Genomic DNA, 24,308 nt, shown 5'->3' with positions numbered 1-24,308 from the left:
ACTGCGACGGTAGCTCCACCATCGCATTCGCGGGTGAACCCGCTCCCACAGGGCTTTGCGTCGGCTGCAGAATCGCGATTTTAATTTGGTTATATAAACATTCTTAAACAGTATTTTTAAGAATAACTCCGCCTCACTACTATTGCCCTCAAGCCAGGCGCAAATCCCCTTCAAACCTCTGCCCGGCACCCTCACTCCAAGGAGAACGAGCATGAGTGCATCTCTGCGTAGCATCGACGGTCAGGACGAAGCCACCATTCTGCGTGAAATCCAGAGCGCCTTGCGCGACCTGCGGTTTGGTGCGGTGGAGATCACTGTGCACAACGCTCAGGTCGTACAGATCGAGCGCAAGGAGAAGTTCCGCCTGCAACAGCCCGGCAACAAGTCCGGCTGATCGCGCCTCACCTCCAAAATTAGAAAAATGCCAATCGGGAGCTTCACCATGTCCATTCGCCGTTATGCGCTTGCCGCTCTGGCCAGTGCTGTTTTTGCCGGTTCCGCCATCGCCAAGGACTACGAACTGCTGAACGTGTCCTACGACCCGACCCGCGAGCTGTACCAGCAGTACAACGCCGAGTTCATCAAGCACTGGCAGCAGGCCCACCCGGGCGACAAGGTGAAGATCCAGCAATCCCATGGTGGCTCGGGCAAGCAGGCCCGTGCGGTGATCGACGGCCTGCGCGCCGACGTGGTGACCCTGGCCCTGGCCGGCGACATCGACGAAGTGGCCAAGCTTGGCAAGACCCTGCCGGACAACTGGCAGACCCGCCTGCCGGACGCCAGCACCCCGTACACCTCGACCATCGTGTTCCTGGTGCGCAAGGGCAACCCGAAAGGCATCAAGGACTGGGGCGACCTGATCAAGAAGGACGTTTCGGTCATTACCCCCAACCCGAAAACCTCCGGCGGTGCGCGCTGGAACTTCCTGGCGGCCTGGGCCTATGGCCTGAAGGCCGGTGGTAGCGAAGACAAGGCCAAGGCCTACGTGCAGGAGCTGTTCAAGCACGTACCGGTGCTGGATACCGGCGCCCGTGGCTCGACCATCACCTTCGTCAACAACGGCCAGGGCGACGTGTTGCTGGCCTGGGAAAACGAAGCGTTCCTGGCGCTGAAGGAAGACGGTGGCGCCGACAAGTTCGACATCGTCGTACCGTCGCTGTCGATCCTGGCCGAACCGCCCGTGGCGGTGGTGGACAAGAACGCCGAGAAGAAGGGCAATACCGACATTGCCACCGAATACCTCAAGCACTTGTACAGCCCGGCCGGGCAGAAGATTGCCGCCGAGAACTTCTACCGCCCGCGTGACGAGAAGGTCGCCGCCGAATTCGGCAAGCAATTCCCGAAACTGGACCTGGTAACCATCGACAAGGACTTCGGTGGCTGGAAAACTGCACAACCCAAATTCTTCAATGATGGCGGTGTGTTCGACCAGATCTATCAGGCACAGTAAACGCCAGGGAAAAGCGGGGGCCGCCTTGCGGCCCATTCGCGGCACAAGGCCGCTCCCACAAAGAGCCGCGATCCCCTGTGGAACCGCGATCCCTGTGGGAGCGGCCTTGTGTCGCGAATGGGCTGCAAAGCAGCCCCAGGATTCAGAAGCCTGCACCGGCCCCGGATCGATACTGGGCCAAGTGCATTCAACCAGGGACACTTATGTCGCGTCGTATTTCCCCCGTCATACCCGGCTTCGGGCTGACGCTGGGCTACACCTTGGTGTACCTCAGCCTGATCGTGCTGATACCGCTGGCAGCCATGTTCATTCATGCCTCGCAGCTGACCTGGGAGCAGTTCTGGAACATCATCAGTGCGCCGCGGGTGATCGCCGCGCTCAAGCTGAGTTTCGGCACCGCCCTGTTCGCCGCCATCATCAACGGGGTGATCGGCACCCTGCTGGCCTGGGTGCTGGTGCGCTACACCTTCCCAGGGCGCAAGATCATCGACGCGATGATCGACCTGCCGTTCGCCTTGCCCACCGCCGTCGCCGGTATCGCCCTGACCGCCCTGTACGCACCTGCGGGCTGGGTTGGCCAGTTCGCCACCGACCTGGGCTTCAAGATCGCCTACACCCCGCTGGGCATCACCCTGGCGCTGACCTTCGTCACCTTGCCGTTCGTGGTGCGCACGGTGCAGCCGGTACTGGCCGACATCCCGCGTGAAGTGGAAGAGGCCGCTGCCTGCCTGGGGGCCAAGCCGCTGCAGGTGTTCCGCCACATACTGGCGCCAGCCCTGCTGCCGGCCTGGCTCACCGGCTTTGCCCTGGCCTTCGCCCGCGGCGTGGGCGAGTATGGTTCGGTGATCTTCATTGCCGGCAACATGCCGATGAAGACCGAGATCCTGCCGCTGCTGATCATGGTCAAGCTTGACCAGTACGACTACACCGGCGCGACCGCCATCGGCGTGCTGATGCTGGTGGTTTCCTTCATCCTGCTGCTGCTGATCAACCTGCTGCAGCGCCGCATCGAAACCCCTTGAAGGAGGCCGGCATGTCCAGTTCATCCCTGAGTGCAAGCGCCGCCGCCAACGCCGCCCGCCGTGGCAGTGCTACCTCGCGGCGTATTCTCATCGGCCTTGGCTGGCTGGTGTTCGCCCTGTTCCTGCTGCTGCCGCTGGTGATCGTGGTGTCGCAAGCGCTGAAGAACGGTTTTGGCACCTTCTTCGAGGCGATCTTCGAGCCTGATGCCTTGTCGGCGCTGAAGCTGACCCTGCTCGCCGTAGCCATTTCGGTACCGCTGAACCTGGTGTTTGGTGTCAGCGCCGCCTGGTGCGTGAGCAAGTACACCTTCCGTGGCAAAAGTATCCTGGTCACCCTGATCGACCTGCCGTTCTCGGTGTCGCCGGTAATCGCCGGCCTGGTCTACGTGCTGATGTTCGGCGCGCAGGGCCTGTTCGGGCCCTGGCTGCAGGACCATGACATCCAGATCGTCTTCGCCCTGCCGGGCATCGTCCTGGCGACCATCTTCGTCACCGTGCCATTCGTGGCCCGTGAGCTGATCCCGCTGATGCAGGAGCAGGGCACGCAAGAAGAGGAGGCCGCGCGCCTGCTCGGCGCCAATGGCTGGCAGATGTTCTGGCACGTGACCTTGCCCAACATCAAATGGGGCCTGATCTACGGCGTGGTGCTGTGTACTGCACGGGCCATGGGCGAGTTTGGCGCGGTGTCGGTGGTGTCGGGCCACATTCGTGGCGTGACCAACACCTTGCCGCTGCACGTAGAGATCCTCTACAACGAGTACAACCACGTCGCAGCCTTCAGCGTGGCCAGCCTGTTGCTGATCCTGGCGCTCTTCATCCTGCTGCTCAAGCAGTGGAGCGAGAACCGTATTAACCGCCTGCGCCACAGCGCCGCGGAGGAATGATTCATGTCGATCGAAGTTCGTAATGTCAGCAAGCGCTTCAACAGCTTCCAGGCCCTGAACAACATCAACCTGGACATCAACAGCGGCGAGCTGGTGGCGCTGCTGGGCCCGTCCGGCTGTGGCAAGACCACCCTGTTGCGCATCATCGCCGGCCTGGAAACCCCGGACCAGGGCAACATCGTGTTCCATGGCGAGGATGTGTCCGGCCACGACGTGCGTGACCGCAACGTCGGGTTCGTGTTCCAGCATTACGCGCTGTTCCGCCACATGAGCGTGTTCGACAACGTCGCCTTCGGCCTGCGCATGAAGCCCAAGGGCGAGCGCCCGAGCGAGAGCAAGATTGCCGAGAAAGTGCACGAGCTGCTGAACATGGTGCAGCTGGACTGGTTGTCCGACCGCTACCCGGAGCAGCTGTCTGGCGGCCAGCGCCAGCGTATCGCCCTGGCCCGCGCCCTGGCCGTGGAGCCCAAGGTGCTGCTGCTGGACGAGCCGTTCGGTGCGCTGGACGCCAAGGTGCGCAAGGAGCTGCGCCGTTGGCTGGCGCGGTTGCACGAAGACATCAACCTGACCTCGGTGTTCGTCACCCACGACCAGGAAGAGGCCATGGAAGTGGCTGACCGCATCGTGGTCATGAACAAGGGCGTGATCGAGCAGATCGGCTCGCCGGGCGAGGTGTACGAAAAGCCCGCCAACGATTTCGTCTACCACTTCCTGGGCGATTCCAACCGCCTGGCGGTGAGCGAAGGGCACCATGTGCTGTTCCGCCCGCACGAGGTGTCGCTGTCGCGGCATGAGACCGAAGGGCACCATGCTGCCGAGGTGCGGGATATCCGGCCGCTGGGCGCTACCACGCGGGTGACCTTGAAGGTGGAAGGGCAGAGCGAGTTGATCGAGGCCGAGGTGGTCAAGGACCATGACAGCCTGACCGGGCTGGCGCGGGGCGAGACGTTGTTCTTCCGGCCGAAGGTTTGGCAGAAGGTGGCGGATATCTGAGCCGCCCTTGAAGATGAAAAAGCCCGGGCTTGGTTCCGGGCTTTTTTTCGCCTGACAGATTGCCGGGCCTGTGTGCCGCGGCCGATGTGGGAGCTGGCTTGCCGGCGATCGAGGGCGCAGCCCTCGCGGCATTCTCATGCCTTGCGCGAATATTTTGCATGCCGACAATGCATCGCACTTACCCCTGAAAGCCGCAGGCCGCGCAATTCGTGGGTTTCACGCTCCCCCTAAAAAACAATATTCAATTCAGTTCTAACCATAATTTTAAACATTACTTTAAGAGATAAGCCTCTGGCCCCGATGATTCAGCCACACACCTGAATCGAGACCCCAGGAGTTTGATCAATGGGTAATGTCCAGTCGGCCGTCAGGGCCTACGACCAGCCATGGCGCCCGGCCCCGGGTGACCTGGTCGAGCTTGGACGCACGCTTCGCCTCCCGCTTGGCCAGCTGCGCCTGCAACGCACGCCCGTCAGCGGGCTCAAGCGCCGCGACAAGCTGGTGTTGGGCCTGCTGGTGCTGGTGCTGCATGGCGCTGCAGCGTACTGGGTCAGCCAGGCGCCAACACCCGAGCTGCCAGTGGTGCCGCCACAGGTGCCGCCCATGACCATCGAGTTCGCAGCGCCAGCGCCGCCCGTGGTCGAACCACCGCCGCCAGCGCCCGCACCGCCTGTGGTCGAGCCGCCACCGCCACCACCGGTAGTCGACGAACTGGCCGCCAAGCCCAAACCCAAGCCAAAGCCCGTGCCCAAGCCTGTGGTCAAGCAAGCGCCCAAGCCACAGCCCAAGCCGGTCGAGGCACCACCGCCAGCGCCGGTGGCCGCCCCCGCACCGCCTGCGCCAGCGCCACCCGCGCCGGCCCCGATAACCCCGGCATCGGCCAACGCCGCGTACCTGAAGAACCCGGCACCGGAGTACCCGCAAATGGCCCAGCGCCGTGGTTGGGAAGGCACCGTGCTGTTGCGCGTAGAGGTGCTGCCAAGCGGCAAGCCCGGGCAGATCCAGGTACAGAAAAGCAGTGGCCGTGACGCCCTCGACGCTGCCGCGCTGGCCGCGGTCAAGCGCTGGAGCTTCGTGCCCGCCAAGCAGGGCGATGTGGCCCAGACCGGCTGGGTCAGCGTGCCGATCGATTTCAAGCTTCGCTAACCATTTCGCAGAACACAGGAAGACACCATCATGAGCCTGCTGGCATCCCCCCTCGAATCCGTTGAAAGCGCAGTCATCTGGCTGCTGGTCGGTTTCTCTGTCGTCACCTGGGGCCTGGCCCTGGTCAAGGTTGCGCAGTTCGTGCGGCTGAAAAACCAGGACAAGCGCTTCCACAAGCAGTTCTGGGCGGCCTCCAGCCTGGATTCTGCCGCCGAACTCAGCCATGAGCTGCCCGGCCCGGCTGCCCGTGTTGCTCAATCCGGGTACGCCGCGATTGCCGTTGGCGAGACCCAGGCCAATGACCTGAGCCACGCCATCAACCACCAGGACCGCCTGGAGCGCGCCTTGCGTCAGCAGATCGTGCGTGAGCGCCGCTCGCTGGAAACCGGCCTGGCGGTGGTCGCCAGTATCGGCAGCACCTCGCCCTTCATCGGCCTGTTCGGTACCGTGTGGGGCATCATGGAAGCGCTCAAGGGCATCAGTGCGGCCGGCTCCGCCAGCCTGGAAACTGTTGCTGGGCCCATCGGTGCGGCACTGGTGGCTACCGGTGTGGGTATCGCCGTCGCGGTGCCGGCAGTGCTGGTGTACAACTACTTCCTGCGTCGCCTCAAGCTGACCGCTGCCGACCTGGATGACTTCGCCCACGACTTCTACAGCCTGGCGCAGAAGAGTGCCTTCCGTGTGCTGGTGCACCCTGCTGTGCAAAAAGCCCAGCCTGGTTTCACCCAACCCGTGAAGGAGGCGTCCTGATATGGCCTTTTCGACCCAGGACAGCGACGAAGTCCTCAGTGAAATCAACGTCACGCCTTTGGTAGACGTCATGCTGGTGCTGCTGGTGGTGTTCATCGTCACCGCGCCGCTGCTGACTAACGCCATCCCCATCAACTTGCCCAAGACCGAGGCTGTGGCCCCGGTGGAGCAGAAGGACCCACTGGTGGTCAGCATCGACGGAGAAGGCAAGCTGTTCATCAACAAGGACCAGATCCAGCCCGATTTGCTGGAAACCAACCTCAAGGCTGCCAAGGACAAGGACGCGGACGTGCGCGTGCAGCTGCAGGCCGATGACGGCGTGAACTACGGCGAAGTGGCGCGGGCCATGGCAGCCATCGAACGTGCGGGGATCAGCAAACTGGCGGTGATAACCGCGCGCTGATACCTGCAAGACCTCTTCAGGCAAGTGACTCTCGCAAGTGCGTTGGGGCCATATCTCTTGGCAGGGGTTGGCCCTTTTTTTTGCCTGTGAGGGCCCTATCGCCGGCAAGCCAGCTCCCACAGGTATTGCGCTTGCCCTCAGGCTTTGTGCTGTCCCTGTGGGAGCTGGCTTGCCGGCGATAGGGCCATCGGCCATAAATTACATATGGTTATTAATAAATAGCTTCTTATTCCTTTACGAATATAACTCCCTCCCTATACTTGTCTCCAAGCACGCAAACTTACTGGAGGCGTCCCCATGCGCAATGAGTCGATTCGTTACCTGATTGTGCCGGGCTGGCAAGGATCGCCAGACAACCATTGGCAAAGTCACTGGCAGCGCACCCTGCCCAACAGTGCGCGGGTCGAGCAGCACGACTGGCTCACCCCGCAACGACAGGACTGGGTGCAGGCGCTGGAGCAGGCGATTGCCGCCGAGCGCTCGCCGGTGATCCTGATTGCCCACAGCCTTGGCTGCGTCACTGTCGCCCATTGGGCTGCGCAGGCCAGCCCGGCCTTGCGGCGGCGGGTGCGTGGTGCACTGCTGGTGGCGCCGGCAGACGTCGAACGGCCCACCTGTGCGCCAGCGCTGCGCAACTTTGCGCCGATCCCGACCGAAGCCTTGCCATTCCCCAGCCAGGTCGTCAGCTCGGACAACGACCCTGCCGTAAGCGTGCCGCGGGCGCTTTACCTGGCCCAGGCGTGGGGCGCCGAAGCGGGGTTGCTGAGCAATGCCGGGCACATCAACGTCAAGTCCGGCCATGAGCGTTGGGAACAAGGCTTCGCCTACTTGTATCGCTTGCAGAGCCGGGTCGAGCAGCGCGCACTGCGTCGCGCCTGATAGGCCTTAGCGTTTTCCGTTTACCTGACGCCCGGCCAATGAAGGCCTGGGGCGGGAGTTCGTCATGACGTTTCAAAACCCGTTTGGCCAGCCACTGCTGACCTTCCCCGAGCTGGACAAGAGCCCGCTGAGCATCCGTGCCAAGGCCCTGGTGTTCATCGACCCGCGTTCGCAGCAGTTGCGCGAAGACCTCGAGCGCTTGGCGCCGCAACCGTTGCCTGTGCTGATCCGTGGCGAAACCGGCACCGGCAAGGAGTTGCTGGCCCGGCAGATCCACCGTGCCAGCGACCGTGGCGGGCTGTTCGTGTCGGTCAACTGCGCGGCGATCAGCCCCACTTACGCCGATGCCGAGCTGTTCGGCTACAGCGCCGGCAGCCATGGCGGTACGGCCAGCAGCCGCGCTGGCTGGTTCGGTTCGGCCAACGGCGGCACGCTGTACCTGGACGAAATTGCCGACTTGCCGCTGGCCATCCAGGGCAAGCTGCTGGCGGCCCTGGAAAACCGCGAGGTCACCCGGGTGGGCGCGCAGCAGCCACAGCCGGTGGATGTGCGCCTGGTCGCCGCCACCAGCATCGACCTGGCACGGGTGGTACGTGCGGGGCGCTTCAACGAGCGCCTGTACCAGTACCTGCGCGAGGGCGCGCTGGAACTGCCGCCACTGCGCGAGCGGCCGGGCGATATCCTGCCGCTGGCCGAGTACTTCGTGGGCATCTACAGCGTACGCCTGCAGCGGCCGGTGCCGTTGGTAAGCGAGGCGGCGCAGCAGGTGCTGGAGGCGCATTTCTGGCCTGGCAATACCCGCGAACTGGAGAACGTCATCCACTTTGCCTTGCTGGTGAATGACAGCGAAGAGATCCAGCCAGAGGACCTCGACTTGCCCAACACCGCACGCTAGACATCGCTCATAAGCAAAGTGGCTGATGGCAGTTTGTTTTTGGAATAAGCAGCTAAGTAAAAGATATTGTTACGGAATAAAAAATCTAGGTATTGTCCGCTTCACGCCCGCTGGTGAACCGGTTGGGCAACCGATTCGCCATCGCCGATGGCCCAGATTCAGAACAAGGACCACCATGAAGAAGACCCTGCTGACCACCGCCCTGGCCGCTGCCCTGTCGTTCTCCGGCCTGGCCGCCGCCGCCGAGAAACTGGTGGTTGCCGCTACTCCGGTACCCCACGCCGAAATCCTCGAGCTGATCAAGCCTGCTCTGGCCAAGGAAGGCGTGGACCTGCAGATCAAGGTCTTCACCGACTACGTGCAGCCGAACGTGCAGGTGGACCAGAAGCGTCTGGACGCCAACTACTTCCAGACCCTGCCCTACCTGAAGAGCTTCAACGAAGGTAAAGGCACCCACCTGGAAACGGTCATTGGCGTACACGTCGAACCCTTCGGTGGCTACTCGAAGAAGATCAAGAACCTGTCCGAGCTGAAGGAAGGCGCTACCGTTGCCATCCCTAACGAAGGCAGCAACAGCGGCCGCGCCCTGATCCTGCTGCAGAAGGCTGGCCTGATCACCCTGAAAGACCCGAAGAATGCCCTGGCCACCCCCAAGGACATCGCCGAGAACCCAAAAAAGCTGAAGTTCCGCGAGCTTGAGTCGGCCATGCTGCCGCGTGTGCTGGACCAGGTCGACCTGGACATGATCAACACCAACTACGCCCTGGAAGCCGGCCTGAACCCGGCCAAGGATGCGCTGGTGATCGAAGGTGCCGACTCGCCGTACGTGAACTTCCTGGTTGCCCGCCCGGACAACAAGGACAGCGAAGCCATCCAGAAACTGGCCAAGGCCCTGACCAGCCCGGAGGTGAAGGAATTCATCGCCAAGAAGTATCAGGGCGCTGTGCTGCCGGCGTTCTGATTCGCTTGCGATACCCTGCATAACCCAACGCCGACACCCCTGTGTCGGCGTTTTTGTTTCTGTATCTGGGGCCGCTTTGCGGCCCAATCGCGACGCAAGGCCGCTCCCACATGGGTTCGGCGTACGCGGGCCATTGTGGGAGCGGCCTTGCGTCGCGATTGGGCTGCAAAGCAGCCCTAGGATGTATGCCCCGGTGAAAAATGCTTGGTGATATGAATATGCAATAAAGATATTTATTAAAAAGTTTTTAGATCATTACAGTCTAGCAATCGTGCCCCCGAGCACCCCGCAGACTTGCTTTACCCATGACCCTCGACACCGCATTCATCCTCAGCACGCTACCCGCCTTCCTCAAGGCCGTGGGCGTGACCTTGCAGGTAGGCCTGATCGCCATTGCCACCTCGCTACTGGTCGCCCTGGTCAATGCCACCCTGCTGGTACTCCGCACCCCCTACCTGTGGCGCCTGGTCAAAGCCTACGTGGAGCTGGCCCGCAACACGCCGCTGCTGATCCAGCTGTTCTTCGTCTACTTCGCACTGCCGAGCCTGGGCCTGAAGATTTCCGGTTTTTCCGCTGCGATCATCACCATGACCTTCATGGGCGGTGCCTACCTCACCGAAGTGTTGCGGGCAGGCATCGAAGCCGTGCCGCGTGCCCAGCTTGAGTCCGGGCGCTCCATCGGCCTGTCCGAGGGCCAGCTGCTGCGCCATGTGGTGCTGCCTCAGGCCGGTATCCTCAGCCTGCCAGCACTGTTCGCCAATTTCATCTTCCTGCTCAAGGAAACCACTGTGGTGTCGGCGGTGGCCGTGCCGGAAATCCTCTACACCACCAAGAACTACATCGCGCTGTACTACAAGACCTACGAAATGCTCACCGTGCTGACCTTGCTCTGCGTGCTGCTGTTCCTGCCGCTGTCGTTACTGCTGCGCTATGTGGAAAGGAGGCTGCAACATGGCCAGTTCGGGATTTGACCTGTTGCTGCAGGCGTTGCCGCAGCTGGCCGGCGGCGCCGCGCAGACCTTGGCCATCTCGGCGCTGGGTATTCTGTTCGCAACGCTGGGTGGCGTGCTGTACGGCGTGCTGGCAACCCTGGGCAACCGTGCCCTGAACATCGCCTTGCAGGTGTACCTGGAGCTGTTCCGCGCCATCCCGGTGCTGGTCTGGCTGTACCTGGTGTTCTTCGGCCTGCCGATCTTCTTTGCCCTGAGCATCCCCAGCTTCTGGTGCGCCGTGCTGGTACTGGCCCTGTGGGGCGCCAGCGAGGTAGGCGAGGTGGTGCGCGGTGCACTGGCCTCGCTGCCGCGGGGCCAGCGCGAGGCCGGGTTGTCGATCGGCCTGGCCGGCTGGCAGCTGTATGGCTACGTGTTGCTGCCGCAGGCACTCAAACGCATGACCCCGCCGACCATCAACATCTACACGCGGATCATCAAGACCAGCTCGCTGGCGGTGCTGATCGGCGTGGTCGAGGTGATCAAGGCCGGCCAGCAGATCATCGAACGCACCTACGAATCGGTGCTGATCTATGGCGCCTTGTTCCTGTTCTTCTTCATCGTCTGTTATCCGCTGTCCGCCGCTTCACGCGTGCTGGAACGCCGTTGGGCACACTCATGAGCGCATTGATCGAATTCCAGGGTTTCAACAAGTTTTTTGGCGAGCAACAGGTGCTCAAGGACGTCGACCTCAAGGTGGCGGCCGGCGAAGTGGTGGTCATCCTCGGCCCCAGCGGTTGCGGCAAAAGCACGCTGCTGCGCTGCCTCAACGGCCTGGAGCAGGCCCATGGCGGCCACCTGCGCCTGGCCGGGCAAGAGCTGCTTGACCCGCGCACCGACTGGCGCGACGTTCGCCAGCGGGTTGGCATGGTGTTCCAGAGCTACCACCTGTTCGGCCACATGAGCGTGATCGACAACCTGCTGCTCGGCCCGCTCAAGGTGCAAAAACGCGAACGAGCCGAAGCGCAGGCCCAGGCCGAGGCGCTGCTGGCGCGGGTCGGCCTGCTGGACAAACGCGACGCCTTCCCCCGGCAATTGTCCGGGGGCCAGCAACAGCGCATCGCCATCGTGCGCTCACTGTGCATGAACTCCGAGGTGATGCTGTTCGACGAGGTTACCGCCGCACTCGACCCGGAAATGGTCAAGGAGGTGCTGCAGGTGATCCAGGGCCTTGCCCGCGACGGCATGACCTTGCTCATCGTTACCCACGAAATGGCCTTCGCTCGCGCGGTGGCCGACCGCATCGTGTTCATGGAGGCCGGCAGGATCCTTGAACAGGGCGACCCCGAGAGCTTCTTCACCAAACCGCAGACCGCACGCGCGCAGCAGTTCCTGGAGAAATTCTCCTTCGTAGAAAGCCTGCCAAAGACACTGCACAAGGAACTGTCATGAAAACTGCCAACCTCACCAAACTGCTGGCGCCGTTGTTTGGCCTGGCCCTGCTGGCCGGCTGCAACAAGGCCGAAGAACCGCCCAAGCCGGCAGCGGCATCGCCAGCCACCAGCTACCTGGAAACCATCAAGGCCCGCGACAAGCTGATTGTCGGGGTGTTCACCGATAAGCCGCCGTTCGGCTTCGTCGATGAAAAAGGCCGCTATGTGGGCTTTGACACCGACATTGGCCGGCGCCTGGCCAAGGACCTGCTGGGTGATGAAAACAAGGTCGAGTTCGTTGCCGTGGAACCGGCCAGCCGTATTCCGTTCCTGCAGAGCGACAAGGTCGACCTGATCCTTGCCAACATGACCGTGACCCCGGAGCGCAAGGAAGCGGTGGACTTCACCAACCCCAACCTGCGCGTTGCCGTGCAGGCCATCGTGGCTGATGGCAGCTCGGTACAAAAGCTCGACGACCTGGCCGACAAGACCATCATCGTCACCACCGGCACCACGGCAGATATCTGGCTGACCAAAAATCACCCTGACTGGAAACTGCTCAAGTTCGAAAAGAACAGCGAGTCGCTGCAGGCCCTGGCCACCGGCCGTGGCGATGCCTATGCCCAGGACAACCTGATCCTGTTCAGCTGGGCCAAGCAGAACCCGGGCTACCGCGTGCTGCCGCAGCTGCTGGGTGACGAAGCACCGATTGCGCCAGCGGTGAAGAAGGGCAACACCGAGCTGCGTGACTGGGTGAATGCCGAGCTGGCCAAGCTGGGGGAAGAAAAGTTTCTGCTGAAGCTGTATGACCAGTATGTGCGCAAGGAACTGAGCGATGACACCAAGCCGGAAAGCGTGATCGTCGAAGGCGGCAAGTGGCAGGGATAAAAGTTTGAATGGGGCCGCTTCGCGGCCCATCGCCGGCAAGCCAGCTCCCACAGGTACTTCACAAGTCGTCAGGCCTACGCCGAACCTGTGGGAGCTGGCTTGCCGGCGATGGGCTGCGCAGCAGCCCTCTGGCTCATTGGCCTGGTACTAACCGTAAGGTACTCTGCGCCGGAATCACCCCCATCTGCGCCCGCTGATACTCCCCCTGCACATACCCCTCGGCCTGGTCCGCATAATACCTGTCGAACGGCACGCCACTCTGCCCGACAGGGTTGATGGTCAGTGCCTGCCCGGCATCGGCAAAGTCGATCAGCCGCCGGGTCGACGGCCCATAGGTGACCGGCCACGGCGCCGGGCCGATCTTCGCCGAGAGGTTGTTCGGCACTTCGTGGGTACCGGGTGCGGCGAACGGCCCGACGTTGAACAGCAGGTTCAGCGGTTTTTTCACCCCCAGCGGGTGGTTGTGGGTCAGGGTATGCGCCTTGCCCCATTGCCAGCTGGCCGGGTCACTGCCCAGGGTGTCACGCAGGTGCTTCAAACTGCTCTGCCAAGCCGTACGCACGACTGCGGTACGGTCGGTGCGCAGGTTGCCTCCGCGGGTGTTCCACCAGGGTGAATCGGCATCCGCCGCCAGGCGCGGCAAGGCGGCATCGATGGCGCGGGTGCTGATCAGTACCGGGAACCACGTGTCACCCAGTTCGTCATGCAGGGCAGCAAATGCCAGTTCGTAGAGGAACTGGTTGAACAGGGTGGCGCTGGTCGAGTTCAGCGGGTAGTCGCCGCGCCAGGCAGCCAGCTGCTCGACCAGTTCCTTCTCTTCGTCACCTTCGGCCACCGCGCGCAGCGTTGCCAGCAGTGGTGCAAGGGTGCGCGGGCCATGGTCGCTGGCGGTGTCCAGCTGCAGCGACTGGCTGTTGTGCGTGTCCCATTTCACCTCAGGGTTGGCCAGCTGGCGGTCGAGCTGGCGGCCACGGTCGGGCAGGTTGTAGTAACCCGGTATCGGCACCGCTGCCGGCGGTTGGTAGTTGGCAGAGACGATGTAGCCGCGCGCCGGGTTTTCCTGTTGTGGGTTGGCGTTGAAGGGGTAGAACCCGAGCTTCTCGGCCTGCGTGCTGGCACCGTCGAGGATGAACGCCGGGTCGACGCCGTCTGGGCGGATTGGCAGCTTTGCCGCCGCCCACCAGCCGATATCGCCACGGGCATTGGCCCAGACAAAGTTCAGCCCCGGCGCGTGAACCTTGGCAGCGGCTTCGCGCATCTTGCCCAGCGTATCGGCACGGTTGAGCTGGTAGAACCCTTCGAGGATAGGGTTTTCGGTTTCCAGAAATCCCCACCACATGGCGATTGGCGTGGGCCCGGCCGTGGCGCCCAGCACGTCGTTGACGATCGGGCCATGGGGCGAGCGGCGCAGGCTGAGAGTGACCGGCGCTTCGCCTTTCACCGCAATCTGCTGTTCGGTCTTTTCCAGCGCCTGCCATTTGCCGTCGACCATGACCTGGTTGGCGTCGGCAGGGTTGGTGCGCTCGGCGATCAGGTCGACGTCGTCGTTCTGGAACATGGTCAGGCTCCAGCCGAAGTCGCGGTTATGGCCCAGCAAGGCGAACGGGTTGAGCGCCTGGAAGTAGCCATACAGGTTGAAGCCGGGCGCCGACAGTTCGGCCTCGTACCACACCGCCGGCACCGCGAAGCCGATATGCGGGTCGCCGGCCAGCAGCGGCTTGCCGCTGCGGGTATGGCTGCCGGCCACCGCCCAGGCGTTACTGCCTTCGAACTGCGGGATACCGGCGTCGCCCAGTGCTTCATGGCTGAGCCGGGCAAGGGCCTCCAGGCTTTGCCAGTCGGCAGCCGCCAGTGGCGTGCCCAAGGCGCCTTCGGGCTGCCAGCCGAGGTCGAAGATGTTCAGGTATTCAGGCCCTAGCTGGTCGCGGATGTAGGTAAGCGCGGGCTCGGTGCGAAACGCGGCCGCGAAGCTGTAGGCCAGGTAACCGGCGATACTCAGGGTGTCTTCGGCGGTGAACGGGCGCGGGGTGATGCCGAGCAGGTCGAACTCCATGGGCTTGGCATGGCTGGCCTGCCAGCTGTTGACCCCGTCGAGGTAGGCTTGCAGGGCCTGCCAGGCAGGGGATTGCGGGTCCTGACGCTTGGCCATCAGTGCGGCCTGATCGCGAATGCGCAGGCTGCGGAACAGGGTGTCGGTGGGCAGCAGCTTGTCGCCCAGCACCTCGGCCAGTTCACCACGGGCCAGCCGGCGCAGGATCTCCATCTGGAACAGCCGGTCCTGGGCATGCACATAGCCCAGGGCGCGATACAGGTCTGGTTCGCTCTGCGCCTGCAGGTGCGGCACGCCGCGGCCGTCGTAGCGCACAGTGACCTGCGCTTGCAGGCCGGCCATGGCCACCTCGCCCTCGCGTTGTGGCAGTTTGCCCTGCACGTACCAGTAACCGGCGCCAGCGGCCACGGCCACAACCACGGCCAACAGGGTCAGGCTGCGCTTCATGCAGACTCCTTGTGCGTTCAAGCGGAAAATGTGGTCCGATCATCGGCGGATTCGCGAACAGAGCATAGCCCCAGGAAGGAGTTTCCATGTCCCTCAGCGAAAAACAGAAAATGCTCGCCGGCCAGCTCTACCACGCTGGCTGCCCCGAGCTACAGGCCGAGCAAATCGCCAACAAGCACTGGATGCACCGTTACAACAGCAGCGTAGAACTGCTCAACGATGCCCGTCACGGGCTGTTGGCCGAACACTTCAATGAAGTTGGCGAAGGCGCGGTGATCCGCCCGCCGTTCTATTGCGACTACGGCTACAACATCAGCGTCGGTCGCAATACCTTCATGAACTTCAACTGCGTGATCCTTGACGTGGTGCAGGTGCATATTGGCGACGATTGCCAGATTGGGCCCAATGTGCAGATCTACACCGCCGACCATCCGCTCGACCCCGAGGTGCGACGCAGCGGGCTGGAGAGTGGGCGGCCGGTGACTATTGGCAACAACGTGTGGATTGGCGGTGCGGCGATCATCCTGCCGGGGGTGACCATTGGCGACAACGCCGTGGTGGGCGCCGGCAGTGTGGTGACGCGGGATGTGCCGGCGGGTGCGACGGTGGTGGGTAACCCGGCGCGGGTGCGTCAGCCCGCCCAAGGGCAGTAGCAGCCCACTGCCAGGGTATTGGAGGCGCTGACCTGGCGGCCGTCGAGCAGGGCCTTGAGGATGGGCTCGACGAAGCTGTTGCTGGCGTTGCACACCGCGCCTTCGCTGTAGGGGCCAAAGTAGGCCAGGCGGCCTTGCCGGTCCCAGATGGCCACGGCCGGGGAGGCGGGCAGGTGCTCGCTGCCGGGCAGGTTGACGATGGGCTTGAGGGCGGTGAGGTTGGCGGGCAGTTGGCCGTGGCTGCCGGGCTTTTGCAGCACGTGGAAGGTAACGCCGTGGCCTGCGAACTGGCTGACCAGGTCGCCCAGGTGTTGCTGGTTGCCGACATTGCACGGGCACGCCGGGTCCCAGAAATGCACCACACGAACCGGGCCGGGGCCGGCCAGCTCGGCAGGCAGTTGCAGCTGGCTGCCGTCGAACAGCGTGGTCTGGTTGTCGAACGGGCGCAGGTAGCGGGCCTGGAAGGTGGTATAGGCCTGCCAGGCCAGAGCGGTGCAGAGTGGCAGGGCAAGGGCAATCAAGATTGGTTTGACGAGTCGCGTCTGCATGGATGTCTGCGGATATCTTGTGGTGGGTTCACTGGCCCTATCGCCGGCCAGAGCTGAAGATTCCAGGTCAATACATTGCATCAATGTGGATGTGCTCGATGCCCGCTGCTTTTCACCCCGACTACCTGCGCCTCAGCCTTTTGCCGTTAACTGCTCGCCAGCCGTTGTCGGTCGAGGCACAGGACTACCAGCGCTTCTATGGCCTGAACCTGTCGGTACACAGCTGGCTGGGCGGTTTCCAGGCGGCGGGCTTCGACCTGGTCGGGCAGGCCTGGTTGCCTGACCAGCCAACCGCGACGCTGTTCCTGCTGCACGGCTACTACGACCACATGGGCCTCTACCGGCATGTGATCGAGTGGGCACTCAAGCAGGGTTTCGCCGTAATCAGCTGCGACCTGCCCGGCCACGGCCTGTCCAGCGGCGAGCGGGCCAGCATCAGCGATTTCGCGGTGTACCAGCAGGTGCTGGAGGCGCTGTTCGAACAGGTGCCCACGCTGCAACTGCCGCGCCCGTGGCACCTGTGCGGGCAGAGCACGGGCGGCGCCATCGCGGTGGATCACTTGCTGCACCAAGGCGCGCGCAGCCCCATCGATGGCCAGGTCATCCTGTTGGCACCGCTGGTGCGGCCGTGTTCCTGGCGTTGGTCGAAGTTCAGCTACCGGGTGCTGCGGCATTTCGTCAACGGGATCGAACGGCGCTTCAGCGAGAACACCAACGACCCGGCCTTCCTGCCGTTTCTGGAGGCCGACCCGCTGCAACCCCGTCGCCTGCCAACTGCCTGGGTGGGCGCACTGATCGCCTGGGTCAAACGCATCGAGGCCGCGCCGCGCAGTTCGCGGCGGCCGTTGATCGTGCAGGGGGAGGCCGATGGCACGGTGGATTGGCCCTACAACCTTGAAGTGCTCAAGGCCAAGTTTGCCGAGCCGCAGATCCTGATGCTGCCCGAAGCCCGTCACCACCTGGCCAACGAGCTGCCGGGCATTCGCCAGCGCTACTTCGACTTCATCGACCAGCGCCTGGGCTGATCACTTCAGGTCGTTGGTGCTCTGGCCAACCGCCAGGCCCGCGCGGACAGCGGCCAGGGCCGCCTGGTAGTAAGCCTTGCCGTCGGGGGACTCGGCGAAGGTGGCAAATTCTTCCAGCTCGGCGTCGGACAGATCGCGGTAGACGTACAGCAGCGTGTTGTTGAGGTCTTCGCCAATCTGCCCCATCAACCGCTGGCGCTGACCGTCGAGCAGGCCCTGGGCCTGGCCGCCGCCGAACAGGCCGGGGATCATCGAACTGAGGCTATCGGCTGCCACGCCGGCGATGGCCAGGCTCACTTCGGCACCGGCTTCACGCGCCGGCAGGGCCTGGGCCAGGTGGCCAATGACCAGCAGGCGGTCGTCGCTGGCCTGGATCTTCGGCAGCCCCTTGGCGTTCTTGGCCAGCTCATCCTTGCGGGTGGCCTTGAGTTCCGCCGCCACCACCTTGCGCCCCAGCGGTGACTGGAAGAACGCCAGGGCTGGGGCCGGGTTGGCCAGGGTGGCGCGCAGCTTTGCCTGGGCGCGACGGTCCACCGCCTGGGCCTGGAAGCGCTGGTTGCTGTTGTTGACCAGCGCCTGGTAAACGGCGGGTGGCAAACTGTTGCGGTAGCGTTCCTGGGCAGCGCTCAGGGCATCGTTGAAGTGGGCGCGCTGGTCGGGCCAGCCGGCGGCCTTGTACAGTTGATCCAGGTTGTCTGCCCAGACAGGCATGGTGCAGATCATCAGCAGAATCAGGGAAAACAGACGGCGCATTCAGGACTCCTGTCGGCAGGTGGCTATTGTCCTTGCCCCGGCGCCGGTTTGTCGAGATATCCGCGTGTTTCTCGGCCAAGTGGCGCTGTGCGCCGGCATGGCTAATGGATATGATGCGCGCCATGCACATCTCCCCTGAACACCCGATGCTTGCGGCCGTCGTCGACGATCTGGCCACCCATGGCTGGTCCCGGCAGGCACTCTTTCTGCCTGGCGAACTGGTGCGCGCGCTGGCGGCCGAATGCCGGCGGCGTGATGCCGAAGGCGAGCTCAACCCTGCGGGAGTTGGGCGCGGTGTTACCCAGGAGGTGCGCGAAGCCATTCGCGGCGACCAGATCCAGTGGATCGATCCGGGGCAGGCCGAGGCCTGCGACCAGTATCTGTCGGCCATGGACCAACTGCGCCTGGCCATCAACCAGGGCCTGTTCCTGGGCCTGGAAGACTTCGAATGCCATTTTGCCCTGTACCCACCGGGGGCGTTTTATCGCCGGCACCTGGACCGCTTTCGCGACGATGACCGGCGCATGGTCTCGGCCGTGCTGTACCTGAATGAAGGCTGGCAGCCGCAGGACGGTGGCCAGTTGCGCATGTTCCTGGCAGACGACGTGGCGCTCGACGTCGAGCCTGTGGCGGGTTGCCTGGTGGTGTTTCTGTCGGGTGAAGTGCCCCACGAAGTGCTCCCGGCCGGCCGTGAACGGTTGTCGTTGACGGGTTGGTTCAGGCGACGTGGCAATGACCCGTTCTGATTTGCCCAAGGTGCTGGTCAGCGCCTGCCTGCTGGGGCAGCCGGTGCGCTATGACGGCCGGGCCAGCGGGCACCCTGACCTGTTGCAGCTATGGCAGGCCGAAGGGCGCGTGGTGCCGTTGTGCCCCGAGGTGGCCGGTGGCTTGCCCACCCCGCGCCCGCCAGCGGAGATACCGGGCGGGCAGGGCGGCGAGGTGCTTGATGGCACTGCACAGGTGCTGACGGTGACGGGCGAAGATGTCAGTGCCGAATTTCTGGCCGGGGCGCAGCTGGCGCTGGAGCTGGTGCGTCGGCATGGCATCCGTGTGGCAGTGCTCAAGTCTGGCAGCCCCTCGTGTGGCAACTGGCTGACCTACGACGGCACGTTCAGTGGGGTGAAGGTGGCGGGGGAAGGGGTGACCACGGCGCTGTTGCGGCGGGCTGGGGTGCAGGTGTTCAGCGAGCTGGAGCTGGAACAGGCGCAGCGGGCTTTGGGGTAAACCTGTACCGACCTCTTCGCAGCACAAGGCTGCTCCTACAGGGATCGCGTACCCTTGTAGGAGCAGCCTTGTGCTGCGAAGAGGCCGGCACAGGCGATAAAAATCTTACTGCCCGGCTGCAGTCTCCTGCACACCCTTGAACCACTTCTGCTCAAGCTCGGCCGTGCGGCCACTGTCTTTCAAGCGTTGCAGCGCATTGTTCACCGCACTTTCGAACGCCGGGTTGTCCTTCTGGAACGGGATCACCAGCTTCTTCTCGCCAAACGGCAGGCTCACATCGAGCGGGCCGTCGCCCTTGGGCGCCTCACTCGATGGCGTGAGTGCGACGTCGTACTTGCCACTCTCGACACCGCTCAATACTTCGGCAGCCGGGGCTTCGACGAACTCGGCGCGCAAGTCCAGTTCCCTGGCCAGGTCCTGGCCAAATTCGATGTCGAAACCCGTCAGGTGGTCGTCTTGTTTGAACGCGTACGGCGAATTGTCAGCCTGTACGGCAATGCGCAGTTCGCCCCGGTCGGCGATTTCGTCGATCAGCTCCGCCTGGGCCAATGGACTGATCAGTACTGCCAGCAGTACCCCTATGGTCGAACGCATGATTGCCCCTTTTCTTTTAGCAGATGAATAACTTTCGCCACGGCTTTCTTCCTCGCCGTGATCGAGCGCAGCCTATGACCTTGAAGCCTCGGCATTGTTTAACCCTGACCGAAATATTTCTGTCAGGCAATGTGAACACCTTGGCGATTATTTCAACTAAGGTGAACTACCGTCGCCGCCGGATAAAGGGCGGCGGTCAATAAGTGAATCACAGGAGAAGTGAATGAACAGCCTATTTTCGCGCGCTGCCGTTGCCGGTCTGCTGATGGGAGCGTCGGTTTTCGCCGTTGCTGCGGACGCCCTGAAGAGCCAGGAGCCGCCCAAGGATGCCAAGGTCTTCATCGTTTCCCCCGCCGATGGCGCAACGGTCGATAAGACCTTCACCGTCAAGTTCGGCATCGAGGGTATGGCACTCAAGCCAGCGGGTGACCAGACCCCGCACACCGGCCACCACCACCTGCTGGTGGACGTGGATAAAGAACCCGTCGCCGATATGCCGCTGCCGACCAGCCTGATGCCAGAAGCTGGCACCGCACTGCCGGCGGGCCCGCAAGTGCTGCACTTCGGCAAGGCACAGACCGAAACCAGCATCACCCTGACGCCGGGCAAGCACACCCTGCAACTGATCCTGGGTGACCAGTATCACGTGCCGTTCAAGCCAAGCGTAGAGTCGAAGAAGATCACTGTTGACGTGAAATAAAAAAAGGGAGGCCACCATGGCCTCCCTTTTTCATGCTGCAAGCAAACTTAGAACAGGACGCGGGAACGGATGGTGCCCTTGACCTGTTGCAGCTTCTCTTGCGCCAGGTCCGAGTACTCGGCGTCGACGTCGATCACCACGTAACCGACCTTCTCGTTGGTCTGCAGGAACTGACCGGAGATGTTGATGCCGTTCTCGGCGAAGACCTTGTTGATCTCGCTGAGCACGCCTGGGATGTTTTCGTGGATGTGCAGCAGGCGGTGCTTGCCTGGGTGGGCCGGCAGGGCTACTTCCGGGAAGTTGACCGAGGACACCGAGGTACCGTTGTCGCTGTACTTGACCAGCTTCTCGGCCACTTCCAGGCCGATGTTGGCCTGGGCTTCGGCAGTAGAACCACCGATGTGCGGGGTCAGGATCACGTTGTCCAGGCCGCGCAGCGGGCTCTCGAACTCTTCGTCGTTGGAGCGTGGCTCGACCGGGAACACGTCGATGGCGGCGCCGATCAGGTGCTTGTCCTTGATGGCGGCGGCCAGGTGGTCCAGCTCGACCACGGTGCCACGGGCGGCGTTGATCAGGATCGCGCCCTTCTTCATCGCGCGGATTTCCTTCTCGCCGATCATCCACTGGGTGGATGGCAGCTCAGGCACGTGCAGCGAGACGATGTCGGCCAGGCCCAGCAGCTCGTTCAGGCTGGTGACCTGCACGGCGTTGCCCAGTGGCAGCTTGGTCAGCGGGTCGTAGAAGTACACCTGCATGCCCAGGTTCTCGGCCAGGACCGACAGCTGGGTGCCGATCGAGCCGTAGCCGACGATGCCCAGTTTTTTACCGCGGATTTCGAACGAGTTGGCCGCGCTCTTGATCCAGCCGCCACGGTGGCAGGAGGCGTTCTTCTCAGGGATGCCGCGCAGGAGCAGGATGGCCTCGGCCAGCACCAGCTCGGCTACCGAACGGGTGTTGGAGTATGGCGCGTTGAACACGGCGATACCGCGCTCGCGGGCAGCTTCCAGGTCGACCTGGTTGGTGCCGATGCAGAAGCAGCCAACGGCTACCAGTTTCTTGGCGCAGTCGAAGATCTCTTCGGTGAGCTGGGTGCGCGAACGGATGCCGATGAAGTGGGCATCGGCGATCTTTTCCTTCAGCTCGGCTTCCGGCAACGAACCAGTGAGGTATTCGATGTTGGTGTAGCCGGCGGCCTTGAGGGTATCGACCGCGTTCTGGTGCACACCTTCAAGAAGAAGGAACCGGATCTTGCTCTTGTCGAGAGAAGTCTTGCTCATCTGCGTAAACCTGTATCCCGGAGAAAAAATGGCGAGGGGTGATGCCAGGCGCGAGGGCAGCCTTAGCATGAACAGCGGGAGGGCTATGCTAGCATACGCGACACAATCTGAGCTTATCCCGACAGGTGAAGAGTGCTCAGGGTGACTATGAATAAGTCGAGAGTTCCAGCGATGACCCACCCCGCTGTTATTGAAGAACTGATGACCCTTGTCGACCCTGGCAAGGTCCTGACCGACGCGGCTTCCCTCGAAGCGTATGGCAAGGACTGGACCAAGCATTACCCCCCGGCGCCCAGCGCCATCGTCTTCCCCAAGACAGTAGAACAGGTGCAGGCCATTGTGCGCTGGGCCAATGCGCACAAGGTGGCCCTGGTGCCATCGGGTGGGCGCACCGGGCTTTCTGCCGGCGCCGTGGCGGCCAATGGCGAGGTTGTCGTTTCCTTCGACTACATGAACCAGATTCTCGGCTTCAATGCCTTCGACCGCACCGTGGTCTGCCAGCCCGGGGTAATCACCCGGCAGCTGCAAACCTACGCCGAAGAGCAGGGCCTGTATTACCCGGTGGACTTCGCTTCCAGCGGCTCCAGCCAGATTGGCGGCAACATCGGCACCAACGCGGGCGGCATCAAGGTGATTCGCTACGGCATGACCCGCAACTGGGTGGCCGGGCTGAAAGTGGTCACCGGCAAGGGCGAGTTGCTGGAACTGAACAAAGACCTGATCAAGAACGCCACCGGCTATGACCTGCGCCAGCTGTTCATTGGCGCCGAAGGCACGCTGGGCTTCGTGGTCGAGGCCACCATGCGCCTGGACCGCGCCCCGCGCAACCTCACTGCCATGGTGCTTGGCACACCGGACTTCGACTCGATCATGCCAGTGCTGCACGCCTTCCAGGGCAAGCTGGACCTTACAGCCTTCGAGTTCTTCTCCGACAAGGGCCTGGCCAAGATCCTCGCGCGCGGCGATGTACCCGCCCCGTTCGCGACCGACTGCCCGTTCTATGCACTGCTGGAGTTCGAGGCCAGCACTGATGAAGTCGCCAACGAAGCGTTGGCCACCTTCGAGCATTGCGTGGAGCAGGGCTGGGTGCTGGACGGGGTGATGAGCCAGAGCGACACCCAGCTTAAAAACCTGTGGAAGCTGCGTGAGTACCTGTCGGAAACCATCTCGCACTGGACGCCCTACAAGAACGACATTTCCGTCACCGTGTCGAAAGTGCCCGCGTTTTTGCGTGATATCGACGCCATCGTCGCGGAGCATTACCCGGATTACGAAGTCGTGTGGTACGGCCACATCGGCGATGGCAACCTGCACTTGAACATCCTCAAGCCCGAACACATGAGCAAGGACGACTTCTTTGACTCGTGCACCAAGGTCAACAAGTGGGTGTTCGATATCGTCAAGCACTACAACGGCTCGATCTCGGCCGAGCACGGTGTAGGCATGACCAAGCGCGACTATTTAGGCTACAGCCGCTCGCCGGAAGAAATCGCCTGCATGAAGGCAATAAAGGCCGTCTTCGACCCTAACGGCATCATGAATCCGGGTAAGATCTTTTCACCTGAATAAAAAGCAGTATCCAGAGGAGTCGGCCATGAGTTACCAGCACCAGTACGTAGACGGCACGCGCATTCACTTCCCGCTGGGCAAGGTGGTGTGTATTGGCCGTAACTATGCCGAGCATGCCAAGGAACTGGACAACCCGATCCCCACCGAGCCGCTGCTGTTCATCAAGCCGGGCAGCTGCGTGGTGCCTGCCGAGGGCGGCTTCAAGATCCCGGCCGAGCGTGGTTCGGTGCACTACGAGGCCGAAATTGCCGTGCTGCTGGGCAAGCCGCTGTCGACCCATCCGAGCGAGGAAGAGGTGCTGGACGCCATTTCCGGTTATGCCCCGGCCCTGGACCTGACCCTGCGCGACGTGCAGGCCAAGCTGAAAGAGAAGGGCCTGCCGTGGGAACTGGCCAAGTGTTTTGATGGCGCTTGCGTGCTGCCGCCGTTCGTCTCCGCTGCCAGCTTCGAGGACGTGGCCGACATCCCGGTGCGCCTCACCGTCAACGGCGAAGTGCGCCAGGACGGCAACAGCGCGATGATGCTGAACCCGATCGTGCCGATGATCCAGTACATGGCGGCGCATTTCTCGCTGCAGGCCGGGGATGTGATCCTCACCGGCACCCCGGCAGGTGTGGGGCCGTTCAATGTCGGTGACGAACTGGTGCTGGAGCTGCCGGGCGTGAGCCGCTTCGAAAGCCGGGTGCTCTGAGCCAAGACCGGGCAGGCTTCTTCGCGGGCTTGCCCGCTCCCACAGGTACGGCGCGGCCTTTGAGCGTTGCGCAGTTTCTGTGGGAGCGGGCGAGCCCGCGAAGAGGCCGGCCCTGTTTACCCTTTTTTCACACCCTATCCGGAT

27 protein-coding genes are annotated in these 24,308 nt (G+C 62.9%); 22 read left to right on the top strand and 5 right to left on the bottom strand.

What is annotated here, in order from left to right; translation table 11 throughout:
* Positions 1 to 211: 211 nt before the first annotated feature.
* The 15 genes from oscA to ACN6NG_RS28530 all read left to right on the top strand — a co-directional run bounded on the left by oscA (position 212) and on the right by ACN6NG_RS28530 (position 12,633).
* Positions 212 to 394 (top strand): sulfur starvation response protein OscA, encoded by a 183-nt coding sequence (gene oscA / locus ACN6NG_RS28600; RefSeq protein ID WP_016489716.1) that lies wholly within the window; start codon positions 212 to 214, stop codon positions 392 to 394.
* A 48-nt stretch (positions 395 to 442) separates the two neighbouring features.
* Complete coding sequence (locus ACN6NG_RS28595; RefSeq protein ID WP_016502136.1) at positions 443 to 1,450, top strand: sulfate ABC transporter substrate-binding protein; 1,008 nt, start codon at positions 443 to 445, stop codon at positions 1,448 to 1,450.
* A 203-nt stretch (positions 1,451 to 1,653) separates the two neighbouring features.
* The gene (gene cysT, locus ACN6NG_RS28590; protein WP_012274724.1) at positions 1,654 to 2,472 is read left to right on the top strand and encodes a sulfate ABC transporter permease subunit CysT; all 819 of its coding nucleotides are present in this window, start codon (positions 1,654 to 1,656) and stop codon (positions 2,470 to 2,472) included.
* A gap of 11 nt (positions 2,473 to 2,483) precedes the next feature.
* Positions 2,484 to 3,356 (top strand): sulfate ABC transporter permease subunit CysW, encoded by an 873-nt coding sequence (gene cysW / locus ACN6NG_RS28585; RefSeq protein ID WP_016502135.1) that lies wholly within the window; start codon positions 2,484 to 2,486, stop codon positions 3,354 to 3,356.
* 3 nt (positions 3,357 to 3,359) lie between these two features.
* Positions 3,360 to 4,349, top strand: a complete 990-nt coding sequence (locus tag ACN6NG_RS28580) for a sulfate/molybdate ABC transporter ATP-binding protein (protein WP_016502134.1) — start codon at positions 3,360 to 3,362, stop codon at positions 4,347 to 4,349.
* A gap of 345 nt (positions 4,350 to 4,694) precedes the next feature.
* Positions 4,695 to 5,495 carry an energy transducer TonB gene (locus ACN6NG_RS28575; RefSeq protein ID WP_028614098.1) on the top strand — a complete coding sequence of 267 codons (801 nt, stop codon included), beginning with the start codon at positions 4,695 to 4,697 and terminating at the stop codon, positions 5,493 to 5,495.
* Between the two features lie 30 nt (positions 5,496 to 5,525).
* Complete coding sequence (locus ACN6NG_RS28570; RefSeq protein ID WP_353456597.1) at positions 5,526 to 6,245, top strand: MotA/TolQ/ExbB proton channel family protein; 720 nt, start codon at positions 5,526 to 5,528, stop codon at positions 6,243 to 6,245.
* Position 6,246: 1 nt separating this feature from the next.
* On the top strand, positions 6,247 to 6,648 hold the full coding sequence (locus ACN6NG_RS28565; RefSeq protein ID WP_012274719.1) for an ExbD/TolR family protein: 402 nt from the start codon (positions 6,247 to 6,249) through the stop codon (positions 6,646 to 6,648).
* A 297-nt stretch (positions 6,649 to 6,945) separates the two neighbouring features.
* A complete protein-coding gene (locus ACN6NG_RS28560; RefSeq protein WP_043198880.1) occupies positions 6,946 to 7,527 on the top strand; it encodes an alpha/beta hydrolase in 582 nt (193 codons plus the stop codon).
* Between the two features lie 64 nt (positions 7,528 to 7,591).
* Positions 7,592 to 8,422, top strand: a complete 831-nt coding sequence (locus tag ACN6NG_RS28555; protein ID WP_016502130.1) for a sigma 54-interacting transcriptional regulator — start codon at positions 7,592 to 7,594, stop codon at positions 8,420 to 8,422.
* A 175-nt stretch (positions 8,423 to 8,597) separates the two neighbouring features.
* Positions 8,598 to 9,383 carry a MetQ/NlpA family ABC transporter substrate-binding protein gene (locus ACN6NG_RS28550; protein WP_063423254.1) on the top strand — a complete coding sequence of 262 codons (786 nt, stop codon included), beginning with the start codon at positions 8,598 to 8,600 and terminating at the stop codon, positions 9,381 to 9,383.
* Positions 9,384 to 9,688: 305 nt separating this feature from the next.
* Positions 9,689 to 10,354, top strand: a complete 666-nt coding sequence (locus tag ACN6NG_RS28545) for an amino acid ABC transporter permease (protein WP_063423255.1) — start codon at positions 9,689 to 9,691, stop codon at positions 10,352 to 10,354.
* On the top strand, positions 10,335 to 10,994 hold the full coding sequence (locus ACN6NG_RS28540) for an amino acid ABC transporter permease (RefSeq protein ID WP_027609997.1): 660 nt from the start codon (positions 10,335 to 10,337) through the stop codon (positions 10,992 to 10,994). The genes ACN6NG_RS28545 and ACN6NG_RS28540 overlap by 20 nt, the downstream gene beginning before the upstream one ends.
* On the top strand, positions 10,991 to 11,764 hold the full coding sequence (locus ACN6NG_RS28535) for an amino acid ABC transporter ATP-binding protein (protein ID WP_474317369.1): 774 nt from the start codon (positions 10,991 to 10,993) through the stop codon (positions 11,762 to 11,764). The genes ACN6NG_RS28540 and ACN6NG_RS28535 overlap by 4 nt, the downstream gene beginning before the upstream one ends.
* A complete protein-coding gene (locus tag ACN6NG_RS28530; protein WP_049278324.1) occupies positions 11,761 to 12,633 on the top strand; it encodes a transporter substrate-binding domain-containing protein in 873 nt (290 codons plus the stop codon). The genes ACN6NG_RS28535 and ACN6NG_RS28530 overlap by 4 nt, the downstream gene beginning before the upstream one ends.
* A 133-nt stretch (positions 12,634 to 12,766) precedes the next feature.
* Here the strand turns inward: ACN6NG_RS28530 and ACN6NG_RS28525 are convergent, their stop codons facing one another.
* Positions 12,767 to 15,130 (bottom strand): penicillin acylase family protein, encoded by a 2,364-nt coding sequence (locus ACN6NG_RS28525; protein ID WP_353456599.1) that lies wholly within the window; start codon positions 15,128 to 15,130, stop codon positions 12,767 to 12,769.
* A gap of 86 nt (positions 15,131 to 15,216) precedes the next feature.
* Between ACN6NG_RS28525 and ACN6NG_RS28520 the strand changes: the two genes are divergently transcribed.
* Positions 15,217 to 15,783, top strand: coding sequence for a sugar O-acetyltransferase (locus ACN6NG_RS28520; RefSeq protein WP_016502123.1), 567 nt, complete (start codon positions 15,217 to 15,219; stop codon positions 15,781 to 15,783).
* Here ACN6NG_RS28520 and ACN6NG_RS28515 read toward each other — a convergent pair.
* A complete protein-coding gene (locus tag ACN6NG_RS28515; protein ID WP_063423259.1) occupies positions 15,762 to 16,331 on the bottom strand; it encodes a DUF6436 domain-containing protein in 570 nt (189 codons plus the stop codon). The genes ACN6NG_RS28520 and ACN6NG_RS28515 overlap by 22 nt on opposite strands.
* Before the next feature lie 98 nt (positions 16,332 to 16,429).
* On the opposite strand from ACN6NG_RS28515, the gene bipL reads away from it, so the two are divergent.
* The gene (bipL, locus tag ACN6NG_RS28510; protein ID WP_197864821.1) at positions 16,430 to 17,356 is read left to right on the top strand and encodes a phospholipase BipL; all 927 of its coding nucleotides are present in this window, start codon (positions 16,430 to 16,432) and stop codon (positions 17,354 to 17,356) included.
* Here bipL and ACN6NG_RS28505 read toward each other — a convergent pair whose 3' ends face one another.
* Complete coding sequence (locus ACN6NG_RS28505) at positions 17,357 to 18,109, bottom strand: DUF2059 domain-containing protein (protein ID WP_016502120.1); 753 nt, start codon at positions 18,107 to 18,109, stop codon at positions 17,357 to 17,359.
* 110 nt (positions 18,110 to 18,219) lie between these two features.
* On the opposite strand from ACN6NG_RS28505, the gene ACN6NG_RS28500 reads away from it, so the two are divergent.
* A complete protein-coding gene (locus tag ACN6NG_RS28500) occupies positions 18,220 to 18,855 on the top strand; it encodes a 2OG-Fe(II) oxygenase (protein WP_080889153.1) in 636 nt (211 codons plus the stop codon).
* On the top strand, positions 18,842 to 19,333 hold the full coding sequence (locus ACN6NG_RS28495; RefSeq protein ID WP_197864822.1) for a 2-thiouracil desulfurase family protein: 492 nt from the start codon (positions 18,842 to 18,844) through the stop codon (positions 19,331 to 19,333). Before ACN6NG_RS28500 ends, ACN6NG_RS28495 begins: the two co-directional genes overlap by 14 nt.
* 105 nt (positions 19,334 to 19,438) lie before the next feature.
* Here ACN6NG_RS28495 and ACN6NG_RS28490 read toward each other — a convergent pair whose 3' ends face one another.
* On the bottom strand, positions 19,439 to 19,927 hold the full coding sequence (locus ACN6NG_RS28490) for a transporter substrate-binding domain-containing protein (protein WP_016502117.1): 489 nt from the start codon (positions 19,925 to 19,927) through the stop codon (positions 19,439 to 19,441).
* A gap of 223 nt (positions 19,928 to 20,150) precedes the next feature.
* Between ACN6NG_RS28490 and ACN6NG_RS28485 the strand changes: the two genes are divergently transcribed.
* On the top strand, positions 20,151 to 20,627 hold the full coding sequence (locus ACN6NG_RS28485; RefSeq protein ID WP_063423262.1) for a DUF4399 domain-containing protein: 477 nt from the start codon (positions 20,151 to 20,153) through the stop codon (positions 20,625 to 20,627).
* A 47-nt stretch (positions 20,628 to 20,674) separates the two neighbouring features.
* Here ACN6NG_RS28485 and serA read toward each other — a convergent pair whose 3' ends face one another.
* A complete protein-coding gene (serA, locus tag ACN6NG_RS28480) occupies positions 20,675 to 21,904 on the bottom strand; it encodes a phosphoglycerate dehydrogenase (RefSeq protein WP_016489694.1) in 1,230 nt (409 codons plus the stop codon).
* A gap of 171 nt (positions 21,905 to 22,075) precedes the next feature.
* Between serA and ACN6NG_RS28475 the strand changes: the two genes are divergently transcribed.
* A complete protein-coding gene (locus ACN6NG_RS28475) occupies positions 22,076 to 23,473 on the top strand; it encodes an FAD-binding oxidoreductase (protein WP_063423263.1) in 1,398 nt (465 codons plus the stop codon).
* Between the two features lie 25 nt (positions 23,474 to 23,498).
* Positions 23,499 to 24,164 carry a fumarylacetoacetate hydrolase family protein gene (locus ACN6NG_RS28470; protein ID WP_063423264.1) on the top strand — a complete coding sequence of 222 codons (666 nt, stop codon included), beginning with the start codon at positions 23,499 to 23,501 and terminating at the stop codon, positions 24,162 to 24,164.
* Positions 24,165 to 24,308: the final 144 nt, after the last annotated feature.

The sequence above is a fragment of the Pseudomonas sp. TSO6 genome (assembly GCF_056098905.1).
This window is presented reverse-complemented; position numbering and strand designations above follow the sequence as displayed.